General features: G+C 36.2%; 23 protein-coding genes. 8 read left to right on the plus strand and 15 right to left on the minus strand.

The features are described 5' to 3' along the window. Window positions 1-254 precede the first annotated feature (254 nt). Complete coding sequence (locus RVS70_RS07695; RefSeq protein WP_026681382.1) at window positions 255-695, plus strand: YslB family protein; 441 nt, start codon at window positions 255-257, stop codon at window positions 693-695. 186 nt (window positions 696-881) lie between these two features. Here RVS70_RS07695 and uvrC read toward each other — a convergent pair whose 3' ends face one another. The 12 genes from uvrC to zapA form a co-directional block, all read right to left on the minus strand. Further along, window positions 882-2,696, minus strand: coding sequence for an excinuclease ABC subunit UvrC (gene uvrC / locus RVS70_RS07700; RefSeq protein WP_026681383.1), 1,815 nt, complete (start codon window positions 2,694-2,696; stop codon window positions 882-884). A gap of 91 nt (window positions 2,697-2,787) precedes the next feature. Next, complete coding sequence (gene trxA / locus RVS70_RS07705) at window positions 2,788-3,102, minus strand: thioredoxin (protein ID WP_026681384.1); 315 nt, start codon at window positions 3,100-3,102, stop codon at window positions 2,788-2,790. Between the two features lie 484 nt (window positions 3,103-3,586). Beyond that, entirely contained in the window at window positions 3,587-4,576 is a 990-nt protein-coding gene (locus RVS70_RS07710; protein WP_026681385.1) for an electron transfer flavoprotein subunit alpha/FixB family protein, read from the minus strand. Window positions 4,577-4,604: 28 nt separating this feature from the next. Next, window positions 4,605-5,378 carry an electron transfer flavoprotein subunit beta/FixA family protein gene (locus RVS70_RS07715; RefSeq protein ID WP_026681386.1) on the minus strand — a complete coding sequence of 258 codons (774 nt, stop codon included), beginning with the start codon at window positions 5,376-5,378 and terminating at the stop codon, window positions 4,605-4,607. Between the two features lie 19 nt (window positions 5,379-5,397). After that, window positions 5,398-6,171, minus strand: a complete 774-nt coding sequence (locus RVS70_RS07720) for an enoyl-CoA hydratase (RefSeq protein WP_026681387.1) — start codon at window positions 6,169-6,171, stop codon at window positions 5,398-5,400. A 44-nt stretch (window positions 6,172-6,215) separates the two neighbouring features. Further along, complete coding sequence (locus RVS70_RS07725) at window positions 6,216-6,800, minus strand: TetR/AcrR family transcriptional regulator (protein WP_026681388.1); 585 nt, start codon at window positions 6,798-6,800, stop codon at window positions 6,216-6,218. 118 nt (window positions 6,801-6,918) lie between these two features. Beyond that, window positions 6,919-8,616, minus strand: a complete 1,698-nt coding sequence (locus RVS70_RS07730; protein WP_026681389.1) for a long-chain-fatty-acid--CoA ligase — start codon at window positions 8,614-8,616, stop codon at window positions 6,919-6,921. 268 nt (window positions 8,617-8,884) lie between these two features. Beyond that, window positions 8,885-9,292, minus strand: coding sequence for a DUF350 domain-containing protein (locus tag RVS70_RS07735; protein ID WP_026681390.1), 408 nt, complete (start codon window positions 9,290-9,292; stop codon window positions 8,885-8,887). Between the two features lie 30 nt (window positions 9,293-9,322). Further along, window positions 9,323-11,662 carry an endonuclease MutS2 gene (locus RVS70_RS07740; protein ID WP_121605454.1) on the minus strand — a complete coding sequence of 780 codons (2,340 nt, stop codon included), beginning with the start codon at window positions 11,660-11,662 and terminating at the stop codon, window positions 9,323-9,325. A gap of 42 nt (window positions 11,663-11,704) precedes the next feature. Continuing rightward, complete coding sequence (polX, locus tag RVS70_RS07745; protein ID WP_321132827.1) at window positions 11,705-13,423, minus strand: DNA polymerase/3'-5' exonuclease PolX; 1,719 nt, start codon at window positions 13,421-13,423, stop codon at window positions 11,705-11,707. A gap of 112 nt (window positions 13,424-13,535) precedes the next feature. Beyond that, window positions 13,536-14,090, minus strand: coding sequence for a CvpA family protein (locus RVS70_RS07750; RefSeq protein ID WP_026681393.1), 555 nt, complete (start codon window positions 14,088-14,090; stop codon window positions 13,536-13,538). Window positions 14,091-14,093: 3 nt separating this feature from the next. After that, window positions 14,094-14,357, minus strand: coding sequence for a cell division protein ZapA (zapA, locus tag RVS70_RS07755; protein ID WP_026681394.1), 264 nt, complete (start codon window positions 14,355-14,357; stop codon window positions 14,094-14,096). Between the two features lie 180 nt (window positions 14,358-14,537). Between zapA and rnhC the strand changes: the two genes are divergently transcribed. Further along, window positions 14,538-15,473, plus strand: a complete 936-nt coding sequence (gene rnhC, locus RVS70_RS07760) for a ribonuclease HIII (RefSeq protein WP_026681395.1) — start codon at window positions 14,538-14,540, stop codon at window positions 15,471-15,473. A gap of 198 nt (window positions 15,474-15,671) precedes the next feature. Here rnhC and pheT read toward each other — a convergent pair whose 3' ends face one another. From pheT to RVS70_RS07775, 3 genes are all read right to left on the minus strand, one after another. Beyond that, a complete protein-coding gene (gene pheT / locus RVS70_RS07765) occupies window positions 15,672-18,098 on the minus strand; it encodes a phenylalanine--tRNA ligase subunit beta (RefSeq protein WP_121605457.1) in 2,427 nt (808 codons plus the stop codon). 15 nt (window positions 18,099-18,113) lie between these two features. Further along, window positions 18,114-19,148, minus strand: a complete 1,035-nt coding sequence (gene pheS, locus RVS70_RS07770) for a phenylalanine--tRNA ligase subunit alpha (RefSeq protein WP_026681397.1) — start codon at window positions 19,146-19,148, stop codon at window positions 18,114-18,116. 373 nt (window positions 19,149-19,521) lie between these two features. After that, window positions 19,522-20,259: a TrmH family RNA methyltransferase gene (locus RVS70_RS07775; protein WP_026681398.1), complete on the minus strand. Its 738-nt coding sequence runs from the start codon at window positions 20,257-20,259 to the stop codon at window positions 19,522-19,524. Between the two features lie 128 nt (window positions 20,260-20,387). Between RVS70_RS07775 and sspI the strand changes: the two genes are divergently transcribed. The 6 genes from sspI to RVS70_RS07805 all read left to right on the plus strand — a co-directional run bounded on the left by sspI (window position 20,388) and on the right by RVS70_RS07805 (window position 26,401). Beyond that, entirely contained in the window at window positions 20,388-20,609 is a 222-nt protein-coding gene (sspI, locus tag RVS70_RS07780; protein ID WP_026681399.1) for a small acid-soluble spore protein SspI, read from the plus strand. Between the two features lie 489 nt (window positions 20,610-21,098). Continuing rightward, a complete protein-coding gene (locus RVS70_RS07785; protein ID WP_026681400.1) occupies window positions 21,099-22,664 on the plus strand; it encodes a DUF6583 family protein in 1,566 nt (521 codons plus the stop codon). Window positions 22,665-22,701: 37 nt separating this feature from the next. After that, complete coding sequence (locus RVS70_RS07790) at window positions 22,702-23,925, plus strand: ABC transporter permease (RefSeq protein ID WP_026681401.1); 1,224 nt, start codon at window positions 22,702-22,704, stop codon at window positions 23,923-23,925. Further along, window positions 23,922-25,064, plus strand: a complete 1,143-nt coding sequence (locus RVS70_RS07795) for an ABC transporter permease (protein WP_026681402.1) — start codon at window positions 23,922-23,924, stop codon at window positions 25,062-25,064. The genes RVS70_RS07790 and RVS70_RS07795 overlap by 4 nt, the downstream gene beginning before the upstream one ends. Further along, window positions 25,048-25,719 (plus strand): ABC transporter ATP-binding protein, encoded by a 672-nt coding sequence (locus RVS70_RS07800; RefSeq protein ID WP_026681403.1) that lies wholly within the window; start codon window positions 25,048-25,050, stop codon window positions 25,717-25,719. The genes RVS70_RS07795 and RVS70_RS07800 overlap by 17 nt, the downstream gene beginning before the upstream one ends. A 64-nt stretch (window positions 25,720-25,783) precedes the next feature. Continuing rightward, window positions 25,784-26,401, plus strand: a complete 618-nt coding sequence (locus RVS70_RS07805) for a lytic transglycosylase domain-containing protein (protein WP_026681404.1) — start codon at window positions 25,784-25,786, stop codon at window positions 26,399-26,401. Window positions 26,402-26,648 lie beyond the last annotated feature (247 nt).

Below are 26,648 nucleotides of genomic sequence, written 5' to 3' on the forward strand. Positions count from 1 at the left end.
TAAAATAATAAAAATTGATGAGGTTGATAATGTACAATTTGTGACATGTTTATTGTACTTCTATCTCCATAAAGCGTCAAGAAAACGGTACCTAAAAATGAAGAATTATGTATATCCATAATATGAACTAAAAACTGAATCAATTTCCTTTGTATACTTGCGAAATCGGTACAATATATAGATAATAATAGTAGTAGCTATGAAGTACATAATTCGTTAGTCTTTTAAGCTATGATTTAGAGAGGATGACATTCATGACAAACAAAACTGACACAACGATTACCGTTTCCCAGATGGAAGAATTACATACGGCAGGTGCCGGTTATGATATTCTACGCTACGTAGGTTTACCAGAATTATTAGGAAGAGAATCTCATACTCTCTTATATTTCATGGGAAGAAAACTAGCACGGAAGTTTGAATTAAGTACAATGGGAGATATTTTCATTATTTTTGAAAATTTAGGTTGGGGACAATTGGAACTAGTTAAAAACAAAAAGAAAGAAATGGTGTTTCAGTTAATGTCGGATTCAATTGTTCAACGATTAAAGGCACCATTTGAAGCTGACTTTCGATTAGAGGCTGGCTTTTTAGCCGAAGCATTGCAAATGACAGAAAACTGTGATTGTGAATGTGTCGAATCCGTTCATTCACGCATTCACCAGGTAGAATTTACAGCTGTGCTAAGCAGATAGTAAAAGAGGTTGTCTCAAGAGTCTATTTTTTGAGAGGTCTTTCTATGTTTGTAAATAACGAATGTTTATACTTCGGAATATAGCGTTTGTCAACATGGCAAATAGTAGCAGCAAAGGGCCGAACAGATTTAAAATTCTAGTTCGGCTTTTGCTTTAGCTAAGATATATGCTTGCTCCAGACGCAAATTATGTTTTAGGACGATTTTGGGACAATTCTTCTTCATTTTCTGGGCTATTTAAATAAGTAATGATTTCATTTGCTGTATTCTTTGGTATGCCTAGCTTAGTAAATTCCTTTATCTCTGCCTTTTTAATTTCAGTAATCGATTTAAAATGCGTTAAGAGCAGCTTTCTCCTTTTTTCACCAATACCTGGGATTTTATCTAATTCTGACTGAAACACATTTTTCCCACGTAACTGTCTATGAAAAGAGATAGCAAAACGATGTACTTCTTCCTGTACTCTCTGAACAAGATAAAATTCCTGTGATTTCCTATCCAATGGTACGACAACTGGTGGTACACCGTATAATAATTCACTGGTTTTATGCTTATCATCCTTTGCTAAACCGCATAAAGGAATATCAAGTCCAAGTTCATTTTCGAGAACGTCTAGTGCCGCGCTCATTTGACCTTTCCCTCCATCAACGATGATCAGGTCTGGTAATGGTAGGTTTTCTTTCAAGACCCTCGTATATCTTCGACGGATAACCTCTCGCATCGTTTCATAGTCATCTGGCCCCTCAACATCTCGAATCTTATATTTTCTATATTCTTTCTTATTTGGTTTTCCATCAATGAAAACAACCATGGCAGATACTGGATCTGTACCTTGTATATTGGAATTATCGAATGCTTCTATTCGATGGGGTGTTTCAATATTTAGTCGTTCGCCTAAATGCTCTACTGCAACAATTGTCCGTTCTTCATCCCTTTCGATGATCGAAAATTTTTCCTTCAACGAAATTTTTGCATTCTCAGTAGCGAGTTCAACTAACTCTTTTTTTCGCCCCCGATAGGGTGTATGAACATCAATATCCAAAAGATCCTTCAGTAAGTCTACATTTGTGCCCAATGGTACAAGAACTTGTTTTGGCTTCGGATGATTCTGATGTAGATAGAACCTACCAATATAGCTAATAAATGTTTCCTCTGCCTCGTCAAAGAAAGGAAATACGGCAACATCACGTTCTATTAATTTCCCCTGCCTAATAAAGAATACTTGAATACACATCCACCCTTTATCAAAGCTATAACCAAATATATCCCGATCAGTCTGGTCATTCATGGTCATCTTCTGTTGCTCCATGACAGATTCAATATGTTGTATTTGGTCCCTCAATTCCTTAGCTCTCTCAAAATTTAACTGTTCACTTGCCTCATACATTTTCTGTGATAAATCACGTTTAATGGATGTATAACCGCCGTGTAAAAAGGAGGATACATTCTGAACAATCTCATCATATGCCTCTTTCGTCGGTGGTGTTTCACTACATGCAAAACATTGATCCATATGATAATAAAGACATGGGCGCCCCGGTGGATTATTACACTTTCTAAGCGGATAAAGTCGATCAAGTAATTTTTTGGTTTCTCTAGCAGCGATGACATTTGGGTAAGGTCCAAAATATTTCCCTTTATCTTTTTTAACTTTTCTTGTTATGAGCAAGCGTGGATGCCGTTCAGAAGTTATCTTTAGATATGGGTACGATTTATCATCCTTTAGCATGACATTGTATTTCGGATCGTATTTTTTTATTAAATTCATTTCTAAAATGAGTGCTTCGATTTCCGATGATGTTACAATATATTCAAAGCTTTCAATCTCTTGAACCAACCGCTGCGTCTTACGATCATTTGCTCCAGTAAAGTAGGAGCGAACCCTATTTTTTAAAAGCTTCGATTTGCCGACATATATCACCGTTTCATGCTTATCCTTCATAATGTAGCACCCTGGTTTAGCTGGGAGCACTGCAAGCTTTTCTTTAATTAACTGATTCATAAGTTCATCCAATCCCTTTAGAAAATCCCTTGTTACATCTGCAACAAGGGATTTATCAATTTCATACATTCTATTTATTAGTATACAATGTTTAGGCGTGTTTGTTAATTAAATCTACTAGAGCTTCTTTTGGTTGAAAACCGATAACTTGGTCAACAACATTTCCATCTTTAAATAGTAATAAAGTTGGTATGCTCATTACACCATATTTACCAGCAGTTTCTTGGTTTTCATCTACATCTAATTTAACAATTTGTACTTTGTCTTCCATTTCTCCATCAATTTCTTCAAGTACTGGTGCAATCATTTTACAAGGGCCACACCAAGGCGCCCAAAAATCTACTAGTACTAAACCCTCAGCAGTTTCTTTAGAAAAGTTTTGATCAGTTACATTTATAATCGCCATTATATTACTCCTCCTAATATGAAGCTTAATTCTTACGTTGAGTATATCATCGTTAGTATAACCTTACTAATAATTTGCTTATGCGTATATGAGTTATAAAAATTTCTTTTATTGCTGTTATTTAAAGCATTCACCTCACTGCCTTAAACTGCTGATATTAGTTGAGAAGCTACATGACCTAACTTCGTTTTTTCTTGCCCGCGGGAAGCGTCCTAACCATACTCATAACTTATAGCTAGCTTGATTACTCGGACAAGCAGCGAATGATATGTACATCTTCTTGCAACCTGAAATAGCAAAACATAACGAAGCCAATGATCCGTATGGTTTTTTCATTATTATTCTCACAACTCATCAAGCAATAAAAACACGAGCAGTGTCTAAATAAGATCGGTTAACCTGTCTTTTCGCATTATAAAAATAACTGCCGAGAATGACTACTCGACAGCTTAAAATATAACTATTACCATAGGTTTCATTAAAATTAGCTATTCGTTATTCCTTCTTGTAGCTTTTTCACTTCTTCAATTAATAATGGTATTACTTCAAATAAATCTCCAACAATGCCGTAGTCAGCTACATTGAAGATATTTGCTTCAGGGTCCTTATTAATAGCAACGATTACTTTAGAATTCGACATCCCCGCTAGATGTTGAATAGCCCCTGATATACCTACAGCAATGTATAGATCTGGTGTTACAACTTTACCAGTCTGCCCTATTTGCAATGAATAATCACAATACTCTGCATCACAAGCCCCGCGTGAAGCTCCTACCGCTCCACCTAATACTTCTGCCAATTCATAAAGTGGTTTAAATCCATCCTCACTCTTAACACCACGTCCACCTGCAACGATTACATTAGCTTCTGATAAATCAACACCTTCTGATGCTTTTCTTACCACATCTTTAATAACCGTGCGAATATCTGTAATGTCTAAATTCTTTGGCGTGATTTCTCCCGAACGTGCTTCATCCCGATTTAATGCAGGTATATTGTTTGGACGAATCGTAAAGAACGTGATACCATCCGTAATTATTTTCTTCTCAAATGCCTTACCTGAATATATTGGTCGAACGAACTGAATTTTATCCCCTTCAACCTCAATATCTACCGCATCAGAAATTAATCCTGTTTCTAATTTACTGGCAATTTTCGGGGTTAAATCCTTACCGATGGATGTGTGTCCCATTACAATACTTTTTGGCGACTCTTCATGAATAACAGCTAAAACCGCTTGCCCAAATCCTTCAGATGTATAGGCTGTTAAGCTATCATGAGAGATCGTTACGACACGATCAGCACCATAATAAATCATCTCTTTTCCTAGTTCCTCTAACTCACCAGACCCACAAATAACGCCGACTAATTCTGCTTCAGCATCTACCTTTTTTGCAGCTGCAATAGCTTCATAAGATACATTCCGTAATGAACCGTCTTTTGTTTCCCCAATTACTACTATTTTTTCACTCACGTAACTTTCTCCTCTCTGTCATAAGAAATTACAGTACTTTTGATTCATTCTTTAATAATGAAACCAATTCTACTACTTGCTCGTTAAGCTCACCTTCAAGCACTCGGCCAGCCTCTTTTTCAGGTGGTAAAAAGATATCAATAGTTTTTGTTTTCGGCTCTACATCATCTTCGTCTAAATCTAAATCATCAATTTCCAGTTCTTCTAATGGCTTCTTCTTGGCTTTCATAATACCTGGTAGTGACGGGTAACGTGGTTCATTTAGTCCTTGCTGACACGTTACTAAAACAGGAAGTGACGTCTCAATAATTTCCACATCACCCTCTACATCTTTTTCAATGTTTACGACCTCGCCATCAATTTTTAGACTAGTGATTGTTGTTACATAAGGAATACCCAACGCTTCCGCAAGGCGGGGACCAACTTGCCCGCTTGCTTCATCAATAGCCACATTTCCTGCTAAGATGAGATCTGCTTCTTTATCTTCAAAAAACGCTTCCAAAATTTTAGCAGTTGTATACTGATCCCCGCTCTCCAAATCATCCTCCGTATTAATTAATACCGCCTTATCTGCCCCCATTGCTAAAGCAGTCCGTAGTTGCTTTTCGGAATCCTCATCCCCAATAGTTACTACTGTAACTTCACCACCGTGTTCATCTCGTTGATTAATTGCTTCTTCTACCGCATATTCATCATAGGGATTAATGATAAATTCTGCTCCATCATCTTCGATTTGACCGTGAGAAACATTAATTTTTTCTTCCGTATCAAACGTCTTTTTTAATAATACGTAAATATTCATTTCATTTTCCTCCTTCAATCTACTTATCCTGGAAGTTTGGTTTGCGTTTTTCAACAAACGCCTGTACGCCTTCTTTTGCATCATCTGTTCCAAATATCTGTCCAAAAGCCTTTGCTTCTGCATCAACACCTGAAGCAAAGTTTCCAGTCTTGGCAAAAGGAATTAATTGCATAACATGATTAATCGTTGGTTTACTCTTAATAATTACCTTTTCTGCTAATTGTCTTACTTCCTGTTCTAACATATCCTCATCTACCACTTTATTTGCCAATCCTAAGGAATATGCTTCCTTACCACTAATTGGTTCACCACTTAAAATCATTTCATACGCCTTTGCTGTTCCAACATATTGTGGGAGTCGTTGTGTACCAGCAAATCCAGGAATAATTCCCAATGTTAACTCAGGTAGACCTAATTTTGCATTTTCAGTTACAATTCGCATGTGACAGGCCATGGATAATTCAAGTCCTCCCCCCAAAGCGGCTCCATGTATTGCCGCAATGACCGGTACAGAGAAATGCTCAATACGATCAAATAATTCCTGCCCTTTTTTTGCTAACAATTCATAATCAGAGGCTGCTTGTAATGAAGTGAATTCTTTAATATCAGCACCTGCTGAAAAGAATTTACCGTCTCCTCTAAGTATGATTGCTTTTACGCTAATATCCTCTTCGATCTGATCTAATCTAGTAGAAAGATCACGCAATAGAGTACTAGATAAAGCGTTTGCAGGAGGGCTTTTAATAGTTAAGTAAGCAATATGGTTAACTACCTCAAAATCTAATGTATTCATTAGTCCATCTCCCTTATCTTAAATTGTACACATCACTCTTTTGCTTACGAATTAGCAAGGCCTTCAGTCAATAGAGCATGAACTTCATATGCTTGTTTTACTAAGTCATACTTGCGTTCTTTCATCACCCAATTTGTAACCGTTTCATCTAGTGTACCAAAAATCATCTGACGAACAAGAGGTATATTCAAACTATTTCGGAAAACACCTTCCTTCATACCCTCTTCAATAATGGAATCAATTACTGTTAAATATGGCTTTAACACCTTATTAATTTCTAATCGTAATTCAGGATTTGATTGACGAAGTTCTAGCTGTGTTACAACTGCTAACTGAGGATTCTCTGCAAGTTGTGTAAAATGCATTTGAATTAATTCCAATAACTTTTTATTTGCATCTTGTTTGTCTTGAATGGATACAGTTATCTGATTAATAAATTGACCCATTTTTTCTTCAAATACTGAAATAAGTATGTCTTCCTTATTTTTAAAATATAAATAGATCGTCCCATCAGCTACACCAGCTTTTTTGGCAATCTTCGAAACCTGTGATGCATGATAACCGTTTTCTGCAATAACCTCAACGGCTGCTTCTATAATTTGTTTATACTTTGGTCTATTTTTATTCATGTTTCTCTCCTTACAACTGCACATAAAATGAATGATTATTCATTCATTATCTTAACTTCTTTTTAAAACGATGTCAATAGATAGCTTGTACAGTTTTCAGGAAAAAAAGAGCTAACGCTCAAATTGTTTTTATATCTTCTTTTTCAGCGACCTCTTCTTCCTCTACCAATTGTCTTCTTAATATTTTACCAACTGCTGTTTTCGGTAGTTCATCGCGGAATTCATATCTCTTTGGTACTTTATATGCTGCCAAATGCTTCCGACAATATGTGTTTAATTCAGCTTCTGTCAGTTTATAACCATCCTTTAAGACTACATAAGCCTTTACGGTTTCACCACGATATAGATCTGGAATACCGGCTACAACAGCTTCTTGTATCCCCTCATGCTCATATAAAACCTCTTCTACTTCTCGAGGATAAATATTATATCCACCAGCAATAATCATATCCTTTTTGCGATCAACAATGTAAAAATAACCATCTTCTGTTTGATATCCTAAGTCACCAGTAAATAACCATCCATCTTTCAGTACTTGATCCGTCTCCTCTTGATTATTCCAGTATCCCTTCATAATTTGTGGACCTTTAACGGCTATTTCACCGACTTCACCTATTTCAGCTTCATCCATCGTTTCCATGTTCAAAATTTTAGCATCTGTATCTGGCCATGGAACTCCGATACTTCCATTTCTACGCTCATGCCAAACAAAATTTGCATGAGTAACCGGTGAGGATTCTGTTAGACCATAGCCTTCCACAAGTTTCCCTCCAGTTACTTTTTCAAATTGCTCCTGAATCTCAGTGGGCAATGGCGCCGAACCGCTAATACACGCTTCTATAGAAGAAAGATCGTAATCTAATAAATTAGGGTGATTTAATAAACCTACATATATCGTTGGTGCACCGGGAAATAAAGTTGGTTTCTGTTTATGAATCGTTTTTAATACTTCACCAGCATCAAACTTTGGAAGGAGTATCATTTTTGCACCAATTAAAATGGAGTTATTCATTACTGCCGTCATTCCATATACATGGAAAAAAGGTAAGACGCCTAATACAATTTCTTCTCCTGGCTTTGTTTTGTAGATCCAAGCATCACACATTTCCACATTAGAGACTAAATTATAGTGAGTTAGCATAACCCCTTTAGGGTGGCCAGTTGTACCACCAGTGTATTGCAATAAAGCGAGATCTTCTATAGGATTAATTTCTACAGCTTCAAAAGAGCTCAGAGCTACATCCATAATATGTTCCCAAACATGCGTTTCTTCACTTTGCTCGACCTTAACCACCATATTATATTGTCTTTTTTGGATATACGGATAAATGAGGTTTTTAGGGAAAGGTAAATAATCTTTGATGCAAGCTACAATGGTATGTCTGATATCCGTGTTACCTTTTACATTGGTGACTCGAGGTAATAAAATATCTAAGCAAACGATGAAGGTAGCTCCAGAATCGATAAGCTGATACTGTAACTCTCTTTCTTTATAAAGTGGATTGGTTTGCACTACTATTCCGCCTGCCATTAGCGCACCGTAATAGCTTATAACGGATTGCGGACAGTTTGGAAGCATAATGGCAATCCTATCACCCTTTCTCATACCAAGGGACTGCAAGTAATTTGCCATTTGAGTTGCCTGCGTGTGTAGTTCCTTATAAGTCATCTCTTTTCCCATAAAATGAAGCGCTTTCTTTTTAGGGAATTGTTTAGCGCTTTTTTCTAAAAAAGCATATAATGGCTTTTCATCGTAAGCAATTCTAGTCTTTATTTCTGGTGGGTAATGCTGATGCCAGCTTTTTTCATATACCAAGCTCTTCTCCTCCTTTTACCTTATTTTATACCTATTATACCGATTAATTTCTAATTTTTAAATTTTTATATAAATTTTTTTCAAAAAAACTTGGCATCTCTGCCAAGTAAAGTAAATCTTTAGCAATACGGATTCGGCTAGCATCCATCAGCTGTAAACTTAATAGCTATATTAATTATATTAACCATATAATACCTACAATAATAAAACCAATTGCGACTGCAATTAAAATCTTAGCCAGTCTATCCAAAATCATGCAATTCTCCCCTTATCCTATGCTGGCACCAATTACATATGCCAATCCAATTGAAATCATCATCGATATAAACCCAACTGCCTTATTTCCGTTACCGATCTCTTCATCAACCTTAAGCATTGGTGTTAAAAATTCAAATATAAAATAACCAACTAAAAGAAGAAAGAATCCTAGCATTCCCCAGCCAATACTTATTAACAAGGTATCATTATGTTGAATAGAGTAACGGAAGATCGTTGCTATTCCAAAGATCTTCCCTCCAGTTGCCATCGCTACTGCAAAATTACCTTTTTTTATTTCTTCCCAATTCTTATATGACGTTACTATTTCAAAGATAGCCAAAAATACCAACGTACAAAGTATAACAACACTATATCGAGCCGCTGTCTCTACCACTATATTTTCCCAGAAACCTGACACCTTGAACATCCCTTCTCCTTATTTACAGGATTACTTAAGATTAATAATCGTAACACCGCTACCGCCTTCCCCAGCTTCGCCAGGTCTAGCATCCGATATTCTTGGATGTTTTTTAACAAATTCCAATACACCTTTTCGTAGCGCTCCAGTACCTTTTCCATGAATAATCGAGACCTTTGGATATCCAGCGAGTAGTGCGTCATCAATATATTTCTCAAGCCTTAACAATGCATCCTCAAACCTTTCTCCTCGCAGGTCTAATTCCGTTTTCACATGGTAATTCGAACCCTTTATGGTAGTTAGCGGTTTTTCAATGGTTTGATTCTGCTTTCCAATAAATTGCAAATCATTACGATCAACCTTCACTTTCATTATACCAACTTGAACTAGATACTCCTTATCATTTACTTTTTCAAGTACCGTCCCTTTTTGGTTGATCGTTAACAATTTTATTTCATCACCGGAACGAAGTTCTTTTTTCCCTTTTTTCTCTTTTGGTTGTTGCTTTTCTTTTGTAGTCAGGTTGGGCTTGGCAGAATCTAACATTTTTCTTGCTTCAATCCATTCATGTTCTTTCCATTCTGCTTCAGTCCGCATATTTCTGATCTCACTTACAATCATTTCAGCTTCTTCCCGCGCCTGCTTAATAGCTTTATCAGCTTTTTCCTCTGCTCTCTCGTATAGACCTTCTCGCTTCTCTTCAAATTCCGCCCATGCTCTTTGTAAATCATGATGCAAATCTGTCGCTTCTTGTAATAGTTCATGCGCTTTTGCATAATCTTTCTCCGTATTTATTTGGGATTTTTCCAATGAAGCGATCATATTTTCTACACTTTTGGAATCTACACCAACATGCCCTTGGGCCTGCTCGATAACATGATTACTAAGTCCAATTCTTCTAGATATTTCAAATGCATTACTCCTACCAGGAACGCCTAATAATAGACGATAGGTCGGCTGTAGTGTTTGAACATCAAACTCCACAGAAGCGTTAACGACGTGTTCTCGGTTATAACCATAGGCCTTTAATTCGGGATAATGTGTCGTAGCAATGACACGAGCATTCCTCGCTATAACCTCATCTAGAATAGCCATAGCAAGCGCTGCTCCTTCTTGAGGGTCAGTACCAGCACCTAGCTCATCAAATAATACGAGTGTCTGATCATCAACGTGCTGTAAAATATCGACTATATTTGTCATGTGTGAAGAAAATGTACTTAAATTCTGTTCGATAGATTGTTCATCACCAATATCTGCAAATACATGCTTAAAAACCGCAAGTTCACACCCATCTAAAGCCGGAATCTGTAATCCTGATTGAGCCATTAGCGTGCATAGACCAATCATTTTTAGTGTGACTGTCTTCCCACCAGTATTCGGTCCAGTAATAACTATAGAAGTATAAGATTCGCCAATTTCTATATCATTTGCAACAACTTCGTTGATATCAATTAATGGATGTCGTGCTTGTTGCATCTTAATAATGCCGTTATTATTCATGTTTGGCTTCGCAGCTTTCATGGATTGACCTAGTTTCGCTCGAGCAAACATAAAATCAATTTTCCCAAGCACACGAACATTTTCTTGTAAAAATGCCTCTTCATTAGCAATATGCGCACTTAATTCTCTTAAAATACGATCGATTTCTTGTTTTTCGTTCATTATTGCTTCCTGCAACTGATTGTTTAAGTCAACTACTGCTTTAGGTTCCATAAACAACGTTTGCCCTGAAGCAGATTGATCATGAACAATTCCACCAATTGCACCTCGATATTCTTGTTTTACAGGAAGTACATAGCGATCGTTACGAATGGTAATAATTGCATCTGATAACATACTACTCTTCGTTTTTGTATAGCTATCTAATTTCTCTCTAACTCTACTTTCATTCGTACGAATAGATGAGCGAATCCCTCGAAGTTTTTGGGAGGCACTATCCATTACGTGTCCATGGTCGTCGATGCAGCTTTTAATATGTCGTTCCAGATCTCTTAATGGACTGATATGTTCCACAAGCTCCTTTAGGATAGGGAATGCTTCCTCTAGCTTACTTATAAAATCTTTGACACGTCTACCACCGTAAATTGTACTAGCTACATCCATACATTCGTTGGTAGAGAGGACGCCTCCTATTACGCTTCGTTTTAAACTAGCGCGTATGTCAAAGATCCCTCCTAAAGGAATCGTTTTATCTAGGCGTTGTATATGCATCGCCTCATCGGTTTCATTCTGTAATTGCAGCACTTCGTCCATATTGGTTGATGGTTCAAGTTTTTGGGACAAATCTTTCCCCACTGTTGTTTCCGCTTTACTTGTTAAACGTTCAATAATCTTTTGAAATTCAAGTGTACGGAAAATGCGTTCATTCATCTCTATTTCTCCTTTAAAATACTCTACTCCATAGGTTAAATTCTATTTATTGCGATTAAAAAACGCTATAAGATCTTCCTTGGACCATGTATTCATTACTGTTTCTTTTTGGATCCAGCCTTTTCTAGCAACCCCGACACCATACTTCATATGCTCTAGCATTTGATAGTTATGTGCATCGGTATTGATCGCCAACGTTACGCCTTCCTCCTGCGCTTTGCGTGCCCATTCATCCGAAAGATCTAGACGGTTAGGATTTGCATTAATCTCTAATGCTGTATTCGTTTCTTTTGCTTTACGAATCAGTCTTTCTACATTCACATTGTATCCCTTACGTTTGCCGATGAGTCTTCCTGTCGGATGAGCAATTAGTGATACATATGGATTTTCGAGAGCTTTTTCAAGTCGGTACATTATTTTTTCTTCCGTTTGATTGAAGCTCGAATGAATAGCGCCTATGACATAATCCATTTCATGTAAAAAATCATTTGTAAAATCAAGATGACCATCAGGTAAGATATCCATTTCTACTCCAGAAAAGATATGTATATCATCATATTTTTCATTCAGCTTAGCTATTTCCTCTCGCTGTTCTCTTAAGCGATGCTCGTCTAAACCATTTGCAACCTTCAGATATTTGGAATGATCCGTTATAGCTATAAAGGAATATCCTTTTTTCCTTGCTTGATTAACCATTTCATCCAATGATTGCGCTCCATCACTCCAAGTTGTATGCATATGAAGATCACCATTGATATCATCTAATGTAAGCAATGGATATTCGCTTGTAAATGCTTCTGTTTCACCAGTATTTTCTCTGATTTCTGGTGGGATATAGGTTAAACCAAAGTGATTAAAAAATTCCTCTTCTGTATTAAAAGTTAACGTCTTACCGGTATCTTCTATTTCAATGCCATATTCATTAATCTTTTCTCCACGGGATTTCGCAAGCTGACGCATCGCTACATTATGATCTTTAGAGCCAGTAAAATGATGTAAGGTAGATGCAAATTCTTCCTTTTTTACGATACGAAAGTCAACATTGACATCATACACATCTTCTAAAACGACAGATACTTTTGTATCTCCTTTAGCGATAGTATCTTTAATGGCATCCATTTCCAATAAAGCATCTCTCACCTTTTCCGGCGCATCGGTTGCCACAATAAAATCTAGATCTTTAACCGTCGTTCTCATTCTTCGTAGGCTCCCGGCTCTAGAATATCTATCTATGTCAGCTATTCGAGCTAGATAAGCTTCGATCTTTTCCGCAATTGGTAACATAAATGCAATAGGTAAGCGTTCTGGGCGTTTTCCAGACTCCTCAAGAGCAATTAGTATTTTTTTCGCAGATTTCTTACCAAATCCCGCTAACTGTTCAACTTGACCACTTTCAACTGTCTGCTTTAAAGAATTAGCATCTGTAACAGCTAATTCCTGATACAGCTTAGCTAGCTTTTTACCACCAAGCCCTGGTAATTGCAGTAAAGGAATTAATCCTGCCGGTATCTCTTCTTCGAGATCCTGTAATGTAGCCGAATGGCCACTTTGTATATATTCCTCTATAACAGAACCTGTACCTTTACCAATTCCTTTAATTTTTGTGAAATCATCGATAGCTGCTAACGAACGATCATCTCTTTCCAAAGCTTGCGCAGCCTTACGATATGCACTTATTTTAAATGGGTTTTCGCCTTTCAGCTCCATATAAGTAGCGATTTTTTCCATTAATTTAATTACATCTTTTTTATTTATTGTCATGCTATATCACCTATTTCATTTCTTATCTTAAAAAGACTGATCCTCTACAACATTATTGTAAATTACATACAATATATACCTGTTGAAATGAACCAGTCTTTTCTACTATCGATCATTTTTGAAGCATTTCAGCCATTTGCGTAAACCATAATTCTTTTACCTTCTCTGAAAAATACGGTGTATGTTCAATCATAAATAATGCTATAGATGAGTCATTAATCCAAGTCTGAACTTGGACAACAGGCACTAAAGCCGCGATATAAATTAAAATAAAAAGTAATAAATAGATTTCAACAAACCCAAGAATTCCACCCAAAAGTTTATTTACGGAATGTAAGATTGGCAATGAAGCAACAAAATCTAACATTGATGCAATAATTTGCAGGATAATCTTAACAGCAATAAAGATAATTACAAATGCTATTGCATTATAAAATCCTTTTTCTAATGGAAGAGCTTGAAGAAAGGCTGCCCATTCTCCTCCTTCTCCAAGGTCAGGATAAGGAATCCAAAGTGATAACTTTGGCCCCAATTCATCATAATAGAATGCGGCTATAACAAATGCCGCTATAAAACTAATTAAATGAAAAAGTTGTAATATAAATCCCCTTTTCAGCCCGATTAGAAGGCCGAAAATTAATAATAGTAATAGTAATAAATCAATCATTAGTTATTTATCCTCTTTCTTTTTTATTGAACCTATAAGGGAAGCATAATCTGCTTTTAATTTTAAATAATCATTCATCGTATTTACTGCTGTTAGCACAGCTAACCTTGTCGTATCGAGTTGTCTATTTGATTCTTGGATTTCCTTCATTTTCTGATCGACTAAGCTCGCTACTAATTGGACGTGATTCTTTGGTTCATTACCAATTATAGTATATGTTTTATTATGTATCTCCACTGTTGTACGTGTTTTTTCATCTTGGGCCACGTTTTTACCCTCCCCCGACTAAGAAAAATTGTTCATCTTATCTTAACATGAAGTATGCAGTTTAGGAAACTATCGACTACGAATGAGGCGTAGTATGAAGGAATATATGTAAAGCTAGCTATTTCTTCACAGACATTTATTTGCTATAGTCTATATAGATAAAAGATTGGAGAGATTTATATGCCTCAGACGGTTTACAAGCTATCACAGGACACTATTAACCAGATGAAAAAACATTACGCCAAGTTCTTAACCACTCCACCGCAGGGAGCAGTGTTTAGAGCAAAGACTCCTGAGGCAGTTATTACAGCCTATAAATCCGGAAAAGTTATGTTCCAAGGAGCTGCTCCAGATAAAGCATCGCAAAAATGGGTTACAGAAGCAGTAACATCCTATAAAAGCGTAAATCATAAAAGACAACCATCAGCACATGGCTTTGCACCTGATCCAACCCTATTTGCCAAGAATCATATCGGAACTGACGAAGCAGGTACTGGCGATTATTTTGGTCCAATAACAGTTGCCGGTGTTTATTTAAATAAACAGCAAATTCAACAATTACAAGATATTGGCGTTACAGACTCCAAGACTTTAACCGATGCCAAAATTCGCCAATTAGCATCCACAATTATGAAATTACAAATTCCATACTCGTTATTAATACTACATAATGAAAAATATAATCAATTACAAAAAAAGGGCTGGTCACAAGGAAAAATGAAAGCCATGCTTCATCAACATGTTATCGGTAATTTAGTAAAAAAAATTGGGAATGTATCACTAGAGGGAATTGTCATTGATCAATTTTGTGAACCGGCGATATATCAAAGGCATATCCGTTCAGAAAATTTATCGTTAATTTCGAACACGTACTTTTTAACGAAAGCTGAAAGTTATTCAACACCTGTAGCAGCTGGCTCCATCATTGCTAGAGCAAGCTTCTTAAAAGAGATGGATTCACTCTCTGAACAGGTTGGCATTGAATTGCCAAAAGGAGCTTCTAAAAAAGTTGATCAAACAATAGCTAAAATAATAAATGCTAACGGTGAATCTATCCTACATAAATTAGCGAAAACACATTTCGCTAATACAAAGAAGGCTAGAAACTATCTATAAGTATAAAAACGGGGTTTGATTAAACGTATGTTGTTAAAGCGAAAGCCAAACGGTCATTCCAATCCGTTCGGCTTTCGTTAGTTTTAAACGATTGTTACGGTGCTGTAGCTACGTATTCCTCCTCCGATACTATTTCTTTCCTGTTATTTCTCATCTGTAAAGATAGGCGTTTACGTTATATACCATCCTATTTTTTTATTATGAGCGAATATACGCATTAAAGCTTTGCTTCACTGCTTCAATAATTTTATCATAAGAAACTTGAATTTCCTCATCTGTCAATGTTTTTTCAGAATGTTGATATAGCAAGCTGAATGCAACTGATTTCTTCCCTTCTTCCATATGCTCACCTTGATACACATCAAAAACATCTACACGCTTCACAAGAGGCGCTCCAATTTCTTCAATTGTCTGCTTGACATCCCCCGCTAAAACATGCTCGTCTAATACAAACGCAATATCTCTAGCTATTGAAGGATATTTAGGAATCGGATCATAGGAATGAACATGGTTATAAGAAGCAAATACTTCCTCCATATTAATATCGAATACATAAGTATCCTTTATATCCCATTCTCTTTGCAAGCTTGGATGCACTTGACCAATGAAGCCAATTATCTTATCTTTTGTTTTTAATACAGCAGTTCTTCCAGGGTGCATTTCTGGTAGCTTTATTTGCTCATATGAAACAGTAATTCGTAAATAATCAAATAACCGTTCTAAAATTCCTTTCACAACATAAAAGTCAACTTCTTTACCTTCTTGTTGCCATGGATGGTCTACCCATTTTCCAGTTAGCGCACCCGATAAACGTAAACGCTCATCTGGCTGTTCTGTTAATTCTTTTTCTTTTGTTAGAAACGTACTGCCCATCTCATAATAGGCTAAATCCATCTGATTTCTTGCCTGATTATAGGAAATAACTCGTAGTAGCTCTGGCAGCAAGCTTAAACGCAAATATTTATGATCTTCACTCATTGGTAATTTTAATTCAATCGGGATATATTGTTTTTCTCTCACTTCAGGACTTATCCATTTATCCACTGCTGCTTCACTAGTTAATGTGTATGTGCGGCTTTCCATTAAACCAATTCCCTCAAGTAAATGCTTCACATTTCGAATTAACAGCTGTCTATTCGATAAGGCACCTGCTTGCGATGCACCTGCTGGTAATGTATATGGTAAATTATCATAGCCATAAATACGAGCGACTTCTTCTAACATATCCTCAAATATGGAGATGTCACCTCTTCTAGTAGGTGCATAAACCTTAAATTGACTATCCTGCTGTTCAAAATCAAACTGTAGACGTTGTAGAATCTGAACAATTTCTGTTGCCTGTAGGTTCGTTCCTAATCGTTTATTTATTTCAAACGTATCCATGTCTACCTGCTTTTCATTACGATCCAACTCGTCAAATTCAACGACACCTGTTAAAATAGTCGCATCTGCATATTTCTCTAATAATTCACAAGCTCTTAAACCAGCTTCCCTGACTCGATTAGGATCAATTCCCTTTTCGAAACGTGTACTAGATTCACTTCGAAGCCCTGTAGCTTTTACAGCATTTCGGACTACAGAACTATCAAAATACGCAACTTCAAGTAATACATTTTCCGTTGCATCGGTAACTTCTGTATCCAACCCACCCATGACTCCTGCCAGTGCGATTGGTTCTTTTCCATTTGTAATGACTACATGCTCCTCAGATAAGGTTCTTTCTTCTCCGTCTAATGTAACGATAGTTTCATTATCTTTTGCACGACGAACTACAATATTACCCGACTGTAGCTTATCATTGTCATACGCATGTAATGGCTGACCGTACTCCAATAGTACATAATTTGTTATATCAACAACATTGTTGATCGGGCGTATTCCAGCAGCCATGAGATAATTACTCATCCATAGCGGAGAAGGCTTGACCTTTACATCTTTAACAACGAATACACCATAATATGGATTCCACTGTTTAGCCTCCACATTTACAGTAATATAATCTTTGGCTTTTTCCGTTGCAGTTTGTAGTTGTGGAGCGGGCAGCTCTACTGATTGATTTAGGATCGCCGCAACCTCATAAGCCACACCTAGCATTGATAAGCAATCCGCACGATTAGGTGTCAAATCAAACTCCAATATCGCATCGTTTAAATTTAGTAACGGTTCAACTGATTCACCAACCGTAACTGCTTCAGGGAATACATAAATTCCGTCTGCACTATCTTTTGGAATATACTTTTCAGCAATACCAAGCTCTTGCAAGGAACAAATCATACCGTTAGATTCAATTCCTCGTAATTTCACTTTTTTAATTTTAAAATTACCAGGCAACACAGCACCAGGTTTGGCAACAGCGACCTTTTGTCCTTGTTCTACATTTGGAGCTCCGCAAATAATTTGTAATATTTCATCTCCAACATCCACCTGACATAGGTTCAATTTATCAGCATTTGGATGCTTCTCACATGATTGCACGTATCCAACGACTACATTTTCAGTTTTATCTGCTACATACTCTATGCCATCAACTTCGATGCCTGATTTTGTAATTTTTTCTGCCAATGCCTCCGGACTGATGGTTCCGATGTCTACATAATTTTTTAGCCAATTTAATGAAACTAGCATGATTTCACTTCCTCCCTATGCTTTATGATACTGTTTTAAAAATCGAATGTCGTTTGTATAGAACTGTCGTATATCATTAACACCATATTTAAGCATGGCTATTCTTTCCGGCCCCATGCCAAATGCAAATCCACTATAAACATCAGGATCGTACCCCGCCATGGAAAGGACGTTAGGATGAACCATACCAGCACCTAAAATTTCAATCCAGCCTGACCCTTTACAAACTGAACAGCCTTTCCCGTCACAAACCTTACAAGAGATATCCATTTCTACAGACGGCTCTGTAAACGGGAAAAAGCTTGGTCGTAATCGAATTTCACGATCCTTTCCGTATATTTTTTTTGCAAATGTATCTAACGTACCTTTTAGGTCACTCATTCGTACGTTCTTATCAATATATAATCCTTCAATTTGTGTGAATTGATGGGAATGCGTGGCATCATCTGTATCACGTCGGTATACCTTCCCTGGTGATATCATCTTCACAGGCTTATCGCCTCCATACGCTCGCATTGTACGTGCTTGAACAGGTGACGTTTGCGTACGCATTAGCAGTTCTTTTGAAATGAAAAAGGTATCTTGCATATCTCTAGCAGGATGATTCTTCGGTAAATTTAAGGATTCAAAATTATAAAAATCAGTTTCGACTTCAGGTCCCTCACGTACCTCAAATCCCATTCCAATGAATAAATCTTCGATCTCCTCAATTATTTTCGTGAGTAAATGTGGTCCTCCAACTTTGATTGGGCGGCCAGGGAGTGTAACATCAATCGTTTCCTTTTCTAATTGCTTCTCCAATGCCATTTGCTCTAGACTTTCTGTTTTTTCATCTAAGGAAGTTGTGATGTTTTCCCGTACACGGTTGGCAAATTCGCCAATAACCGGACGTTCTTCCTTTGATAACTTTCCCATCCCACGAAGTACACTGGTTAAGGAACCTTTTTTACCCAAATAGGCGACTTTAATCTCTTGTAGCTCTTTCATACTTTCTGCGTCTGCAATCTTATTAAGTGCTTCTCTTTCAATTGATGCCAATTGATCTTTCATTTTCTATTCCTGCCTCCTTTATAATTAAACCTTGATTAGCAACCGTATTTACCACCATGGAATGACCATATAAAAAACCCCATCCCAACAAGGGACGAGGCTTTATTTCGCGGTACCACCCTAGTTAACACAAGCATTTTCAGAATGTGCTCAACTCAATCATGATAACGGATATTCCCGGAATACCTTTACTTGCTTTACAAGGTCCAAGTATCTGCTCCAGAGTGAATAGATAACTATTTATACGATAAAATGCTTTCAGTCTATTGGCATTTCTCCCTTATATCGTATATTGCAATAGAAATCTGGCTCCTTCAACGCTTTTCATATTATTGTATTTATATTATAGAGAAATTACATAAAGTGTGCAAGACTATACCTTTATGTAGTACATTAAAATTCCTGTAGCTATGCTTACATTTAACGACTCAGCCTTACCATAGATAGGAATTGTTACAATTTTGTCCGCATTTTCTCTAAGTTCTTGCTTAACCCCGTTTCCCTCATTCCCTACGATCAATGCAAGTTTTTCTTTAGGCTTTACCTTCGAATAAACTTCAGCATCCTGTAAGGCAGTTGCCCATACCTCGGCACCATCCTGCTGTAACTGCTCCACTTGCTCTAACAAATTAGCTTGTATAATTGGTATATGAAATAATGACCCTTGTGTAGCACGAATTACTTTATCGTTAAACACATCCACCGTATCATCACCAAGAATAATTCCTGAAAAACCCGCTGCATCAGCAGTACGGATAATCGTTCCTAAGTTGCCTGGGTCTTGAAGTGAGTCAATTAAAAGTACAGGATAATCAAAAACATCTGTTACGTTTTTGATTTTGACTACGGCCGCAATTCCTTGAGGTGAATTTGTTTGTGAAATATAGGAAAATACAGTTTCACTTACTTCAGTTACTAAAACTGCTTCACACCAATCTGGCGTAGCAATACCTTCTTGAATGATAACTTCAATAACTTCCCATTCACTATTCCAGGCCTCTTCTACTAAGTGAAAACCTTCTATTAAGAATACACCTTCATTTTTTCGTTCTTTTCGTCTATGTAGCTTTTTCCATGCTTTTACCTTACCATTCTTAACAGAAGTTAACATGTTCATCATTCCTCACTTTTAATTGTTCTATCATATCATACATATTTCTATGGATATAGGTCAAACTAGGCACTACAACAAGTTTATTAACTCAGCATTTTAATATACAACAATAAAGAGGTGAAACAATGGATTTAAATTTAAGAAAAGCAATATTGTCAAATATTTCCTCCAATGATCAGGAGCAATTAGAAGCAACTATCGTAGATGCGATTCAAAATGGAGAAGAAAAAATGCTCCCTGGTTTAGGGGTACTTTTTGAACTAATTTGGAAACACTCCGATGAACAGGATAAGCAGGAAATGATTGAAGCGCTAGAACAAGGTGTTAAAGAAGTAGCAAATAATTAATGAGAAACAGTAAAGAGGAGAAGAGCCTAAATTCTTCCCCTCTTTTTCCGTCCATAATTCCGTCTTCTTAATGATTACTGCTTTTGATACCCCCGCCAAAATCAGTTGTTATATGCTCAGATATAAGCATATTTTATTCTCACTATTGTTTAAATAAAATCACAATAATTCATACATAAAGATCGTTTTAAAAAAATAAAAAATAGTTATTATTACCTACATAAAAATTAACAAGTGAATTTAAGAGCAAGATTCGCGTTGTTTTTTAATAAGGAAGCGCATTCAATTAGGTCTTTTTACCTAAAATTTATTTTGGTTTCAAGATAAATTCATACTTGATTTACGTAGGCTTTAAAATGTAGGGATGGAACAATTTGACTACATTTTTATTAAGTGATATAAACAATGCAGATACTTCCATAGTTATCCTTTTGATTGTTTAATAATACATATAATTATGGAGTATGATACAGAGAGGGGAAATATTTTATGGGTGAAGCACAACAAAAAAGTAAAATGCCAAAAATAATAGCAATTGTTGTTGCAGTATTGCTAGTTGTTGGAGGAAGTATTGCAGCCTTCGTAGTAACAAATCTATCAGGGAAGGAGCAATATTTCTTAGCAGAGAAGAACTCAATTGAAAAATTGAGTGAAAAAATCGAAGAACGTTATGAGCCAGAGCTAAAATGGGTCGAACAATCAAAGGAAAATCCAACAGAATCTACTGTTGATTTATCAGCTGAGTACAACCTTCCAAGTGGAAGTGTTGGTTATGGTCAAATGGATCCCGCCCAGCTAATTAATAATTCAACAATATCTATAACAAGTGCTACAGATATGAAAAATAAAGAAATGTCAGCAAAAGTAAATGCAGATATTGGTGGCATGAAGATTGATGGCGTAGATTTCTACATGACAGCGGATAAACTCATGCTAGGTCTTCCGTTCATTGAAGAACTTATTTCATTAAACGGTGATGATTTTGGTACCCTACTTCATGAATTGGATCCAGCAACATTTACCGGTGAAGAATCAATCGATTTAGAATCTATGTTTGAAGGTACGTTGACAGAAGAAGATTTAGAATACTTTAAAAAAGAATACGCAGAGATGATTTATGATGAAATTCCTGATGATGCATTTGAAAGTAAAAAAGAATCTATTAAAGTACACAATGAATCATTAGATACGGAAAAAGTCACGATGCATATTACAGAAGAAAAGGTAAAGAATATTTTAAACAAAGTTCTTGACAAGCTCGAAAAAGATGAAAAGGTAAAAGAATTACTTCGTGAACAAATGGCGTTTCAACAACTCGGTGGAACTGCTGTCGATAGCGAATTTGAACAGATGATTTCTGATTTTGAATCAGGTATTTCTGAAGCCAAAAACGGGCTTAAGGATTTCCAAATTCCTGATGGTTTAAATTCAACCATTTGGATTCATGATGATGTTATCGCTCAACGAGATGTAAGTATCAAAATGGGGCCGAACAAGGATGAACTTGTAACATTTACAGTAAAAGGTACACAACTGCTAAAGGACGAAAAACAAAGCTTTAATTATGATTTAGCATATAAAGATTCTCTAGGAGAAGGAAAACTGAATATCGCTGGAGATTTAGCTTGGAAGGATAACAAAGCATCAGATTCTATTACTCTAACAATTGAAGATACGAAACTCAAATACGAAGGCACTGAAACATTAAAAGACAATAAACGAGATTTTGAACGAACATTTACACTTGAAGAACCTACTAGTGGCGGTGGAAGTTTAATTTGGAACGGTTCTTCCACATACAAGAAAGACACAATGAATTCAGAGCATAATTTTTCTGTAGAAAGCCCTGCGGTTAATCAAGACATGTTTACCTTAAACGCGAAAGTAAGTGGTAAAACAGTTGATAGCGTTGATATCCCAGAAGGTGATAACGTGAAAGATCTAGGCAAAATGAAAGCAGATGAGTTAAGACAATACTTCGAAATGGAAGTGACGCCTAAATTCCAGCAATGGTTATTCGGAATGTTATCCGAAGGCGGCGGTACAGGATTCTAGAAGTTTAGAAATTTAGAAAAGAAATGGAAGTGCCACCATGCATTTCATACGTATAGTTTTATTATTTTCAAAAAACAATGTTATACAACTCCAGAGGAAGTGGCTATCACTTCCTCTTCTTTTGCTTCTTCCTTTTATAATCGTTGGACTAATTCTTTGGATCATTATCACCTTTTTTACTCCTGATGAAGCAAACCCGATTAGGGTTGGTTTAGTTGATTTGGATCGATCAAAAGAAACCAAAATGATTGCTGACCTATTAGACGATACATCACAATTAAGTTCCTATATTCAACTAAATACCATGGAAGAGCAAGTAGCTAAGAAAAAAATTCAAAATAACCTATTAAGTACATATATTGTTTTCCCTAACGATTTTACTAATGATCTTTACCAAGGACATTCAGTGGAACTACCTATTATTGGCAATCCACATCAACCTGCACAAAGTCAAATGATAAAAGAATTCGTGGAGAGTGTAACTAGACATATTCGTGCTTCTCAGGCAAATGTCCTTACGATTAATCATTATGCAAAAGAATTAGGCATGGATGATGAAAAAAGAAATGATTTCATCTTTGAACAGTTTAAGGAGTTTGTTTTTTACACAATCGGCAGAACACGGATTATTGATAAAAACGAAATAACGAATCAAGCAACGGCTAATCCAGTATCTTATTATGCGATGGCTGGATGGTTTGTAATTATCACCTTATGGTTACTTATCATTTATAACTTTTTATACAAAAAAGACACGAATACTTTAAAGCAACGAATGAAGCTATATGGTGTTCATGAATTGCAGCAAATCATCGCAAAAATATTTATAACGCTCTTCCTTACCTTTATACTTGCTATGATGCTCTTTTTTATTATACAGTCCTTCATGAACTGGGAAATTGTACTATCAGATGCAATTAGAATTGGCAGTATTACTGGTTTATATTGCTTTGCTTTTCTGTTAGGGATAGCTATATTAGAGGTTATGGTGCCATCACAGCGACTCCAATTGCTTGTGTATTCTCTTTATACAGGTATTTTCCTTTTATTAAGCGGAGCTATCATACCTGTTATATATTTACCTTTTAGGTTACAGGAACTCTTAGCCTATATTTTTTCTTCGGAAACATTCTATTGGCTACAAGAAATTATCCTTAATGGTCGTTCTTACTCTGACTTTATTCCCTTAGGAGGAATGGTTCTTACTAGTTTATTTATATTACTAGGTATCTCAAATGTGAAGGAGCGGATATTCAAATGAGAGCTATATTACACAGCCGACTCCTCCATTGGAAACACCAAATCATACCGTTATTGTTTTGGTTACTACTCCCGATTATAGCTATTATAGGCTTCACTCAGTTAATGAATGGTCTACAGAAAGACAGTCAAATTCCAGTTGGGATAGTTTTAGAAGAAAAAACTGAGTTAGCATTAAATCTTGCTGATAAACTAGATCAATCTCCGCTTATACGTTTAGATATACTGGAAGAAGAGCAGGCATTACGTCAATTAGAAAAGCATGAACTAGATAGTGTTTTTATTATTAGAGAAGGCTATCAAGACCAAATAAAAAAAGGCAGTAGAAATGGATTAGTGAAAAGTTATCAATCTGATTTATCATTTGCCTATACACCTGTTTCAGAAATGGTTGCTTCCTATGTTCAAGAAGAAACTAGTAGAATGAAAACGGCGTTTACTGTACAGCAACTAAGTAAACAATATGAGCTAGAAAACACATGGACAATGGAGGAAATAAGTGAAAAGAGTAAGGATATTGAACGTGATCAAAATTTGCTCCGAACGACATTCACATTTGAAAATGACAATGAGGAGCAAACAAACAACTCCCTCCCATCCTGGAATAAGTGGGGGTTATGGGCTATTTTCGCTTTATTGTCAACGTTATTTCTATTTGATTGGGTCATTAAAGAAAAACGGCAATCCATGCAAACCCGTTTTCCATTTATCCGTTTTTCATTTACGTCCTATTGTTTGTGGAACACTCTGCTATACGGTGGTTTGTTTTTTATAAGTGATATCATTACTTTACTTGTATTTCACTTTTTACTAGATCAGCCAATTAGCCTAAGCAAACTTGGATCAATGATGTCCTTTCGGTTAATGCTTGTCACCGGTACTTTCTTATTAGCAGCTAATATGAGAAATCGTACTACTTATTATGGAATAGCCTTTATTATTACATTATTAACAGCCATTATAAGTGGCGCAATTATTCCTGCAGATGGAATCGTTAACCAATTCCCAATAATGAAATGGTTAAATCCGCTAGCACCATTTCTCAACAACGAACTAAATAACTTTTGGCTATATGCCTTTTTACTACTTATTATGATTTGGTATATCCGAAAGGAGAAATCCTATGCTTCATATCGATAATTTAACAAAATACTATAATAAAAAGCAGATATTTAAAGATCTTACCTTTTCAGTAGAGAAAGGTGAAATCATTGGTTTGGTTGGTGAAAATGGTGCTGGAAAATCCACACTATTGAGTATCCTCGCTACATTACAAACGCCAAGCGCAGGTACGTTAACATTAAACGACTTATCATATGATTCAGATTGGAAGAAAATACGTAAACAAATAGGCTATGTACCTCAGGAAATAGCGATCTGGGATGAATTTACTGTCAGAGAAAACATGTTATTTTTCGAAAAGCTGTCCTGGGTAAAAAAAACCGAAGAGGAACTACGGCAGCTTTGCTTAGAAATGAAATTAGATCAATGGAATGAACCTGCTCACACACTCTCAGGTGGAATGAAAAGAAAATTAAATATGGCTATTAGTCTCATTCATGACCCTACTATTATTCTTCTCGATGAACCAACAGTAGGAATTGATCTCAAATCAAAAAAGGAAATTGGGAGTTACATGGAAAAACAAGCTAAAACAGATGAGAAAACAATCATATATATATCCCATGATATGGATGAAATAAAAAGCTTATGTACACGTATAATCTGTATTGGGCAAGACTCTTTCTACAAAAATTTGTTACAGAATGCCGGGAAAAAAGTCCTTGTTTTCTAGAAATTTTTATTGCTTATCTTGGTAAATATAGTAAACTAGTAGTAGAAAAGAAAGGGGTATGCCCATGGAGATTAGAGAGCTGCAACAGATGATGCAATATCAAGCGATGTCTATTCTAACATCAAATTCAAATGCAATTTCTAATCATTCTCCAATGATAGACCTTGCATTCAAGCAAATGCTGCAAAATCAATTAGATCAAGTTTCTCAATTACAAGCAGGTACAGACCTGCGACAAAAGTCCAATACTAATAAAAATACAGCCACCAGCGCTGTTACAACAAATACGTCTCTCATTCCTACCAATACATCCATCGACCATTTGATTGAAAAGGCAGCTGGTACATATAATCTAGATAAGAAACTAATATATTCAGTCATTAAAAACGAATCAAACTTTAATCCTAGCGCACGTAGTAGTGCAGGTGCACAAGGACTGATGCAGTTGATGCCTACTACAGCTAAGGGGTTAGGGGTAACGAATCCATTTGATGCCGAACAAAACATTAATGGTGGTGCAAAGTATTTAAGTCAAATGCTTGGTCGGTATAACGGTAATGTGGAATTAGCTCTGGCAGCATACAATGCTGGACCAGGAAATGTTGATAAATACCAAGGTATTCCACCTTTTACTGAAACACGTAACTATGTGAATAAAGTGATGGGTACGTATCTTGCTTAAATTTTGAAAAAAGAGGCTGGAACAAAACACAACTTCTTTACTCAAAATACGAATAATCATGTTATCAATTGGAGTATCATCGCCGCACCGTGAAAATATACGCGCTTTCCGCGGGCACGGCCCATAGCCGTCAAGTTAAGCAGGATATTTTAAAAACCATAAAGTTATTCGTTATTCTGACATTATAAATGGAATAATTTGGAGGGATTACGTATGGCTAAGCAATATCATTTTGACTCGTTTGTAA

This window comes from Virgibacillus sp. M23 (assembly GCF_034190895.1).
Lineage (GTDB): Bacteria > Bacillota > Bacilli > Bacillales > Amphibacillaceae > Virgibacillus > Virgibacillus salarius.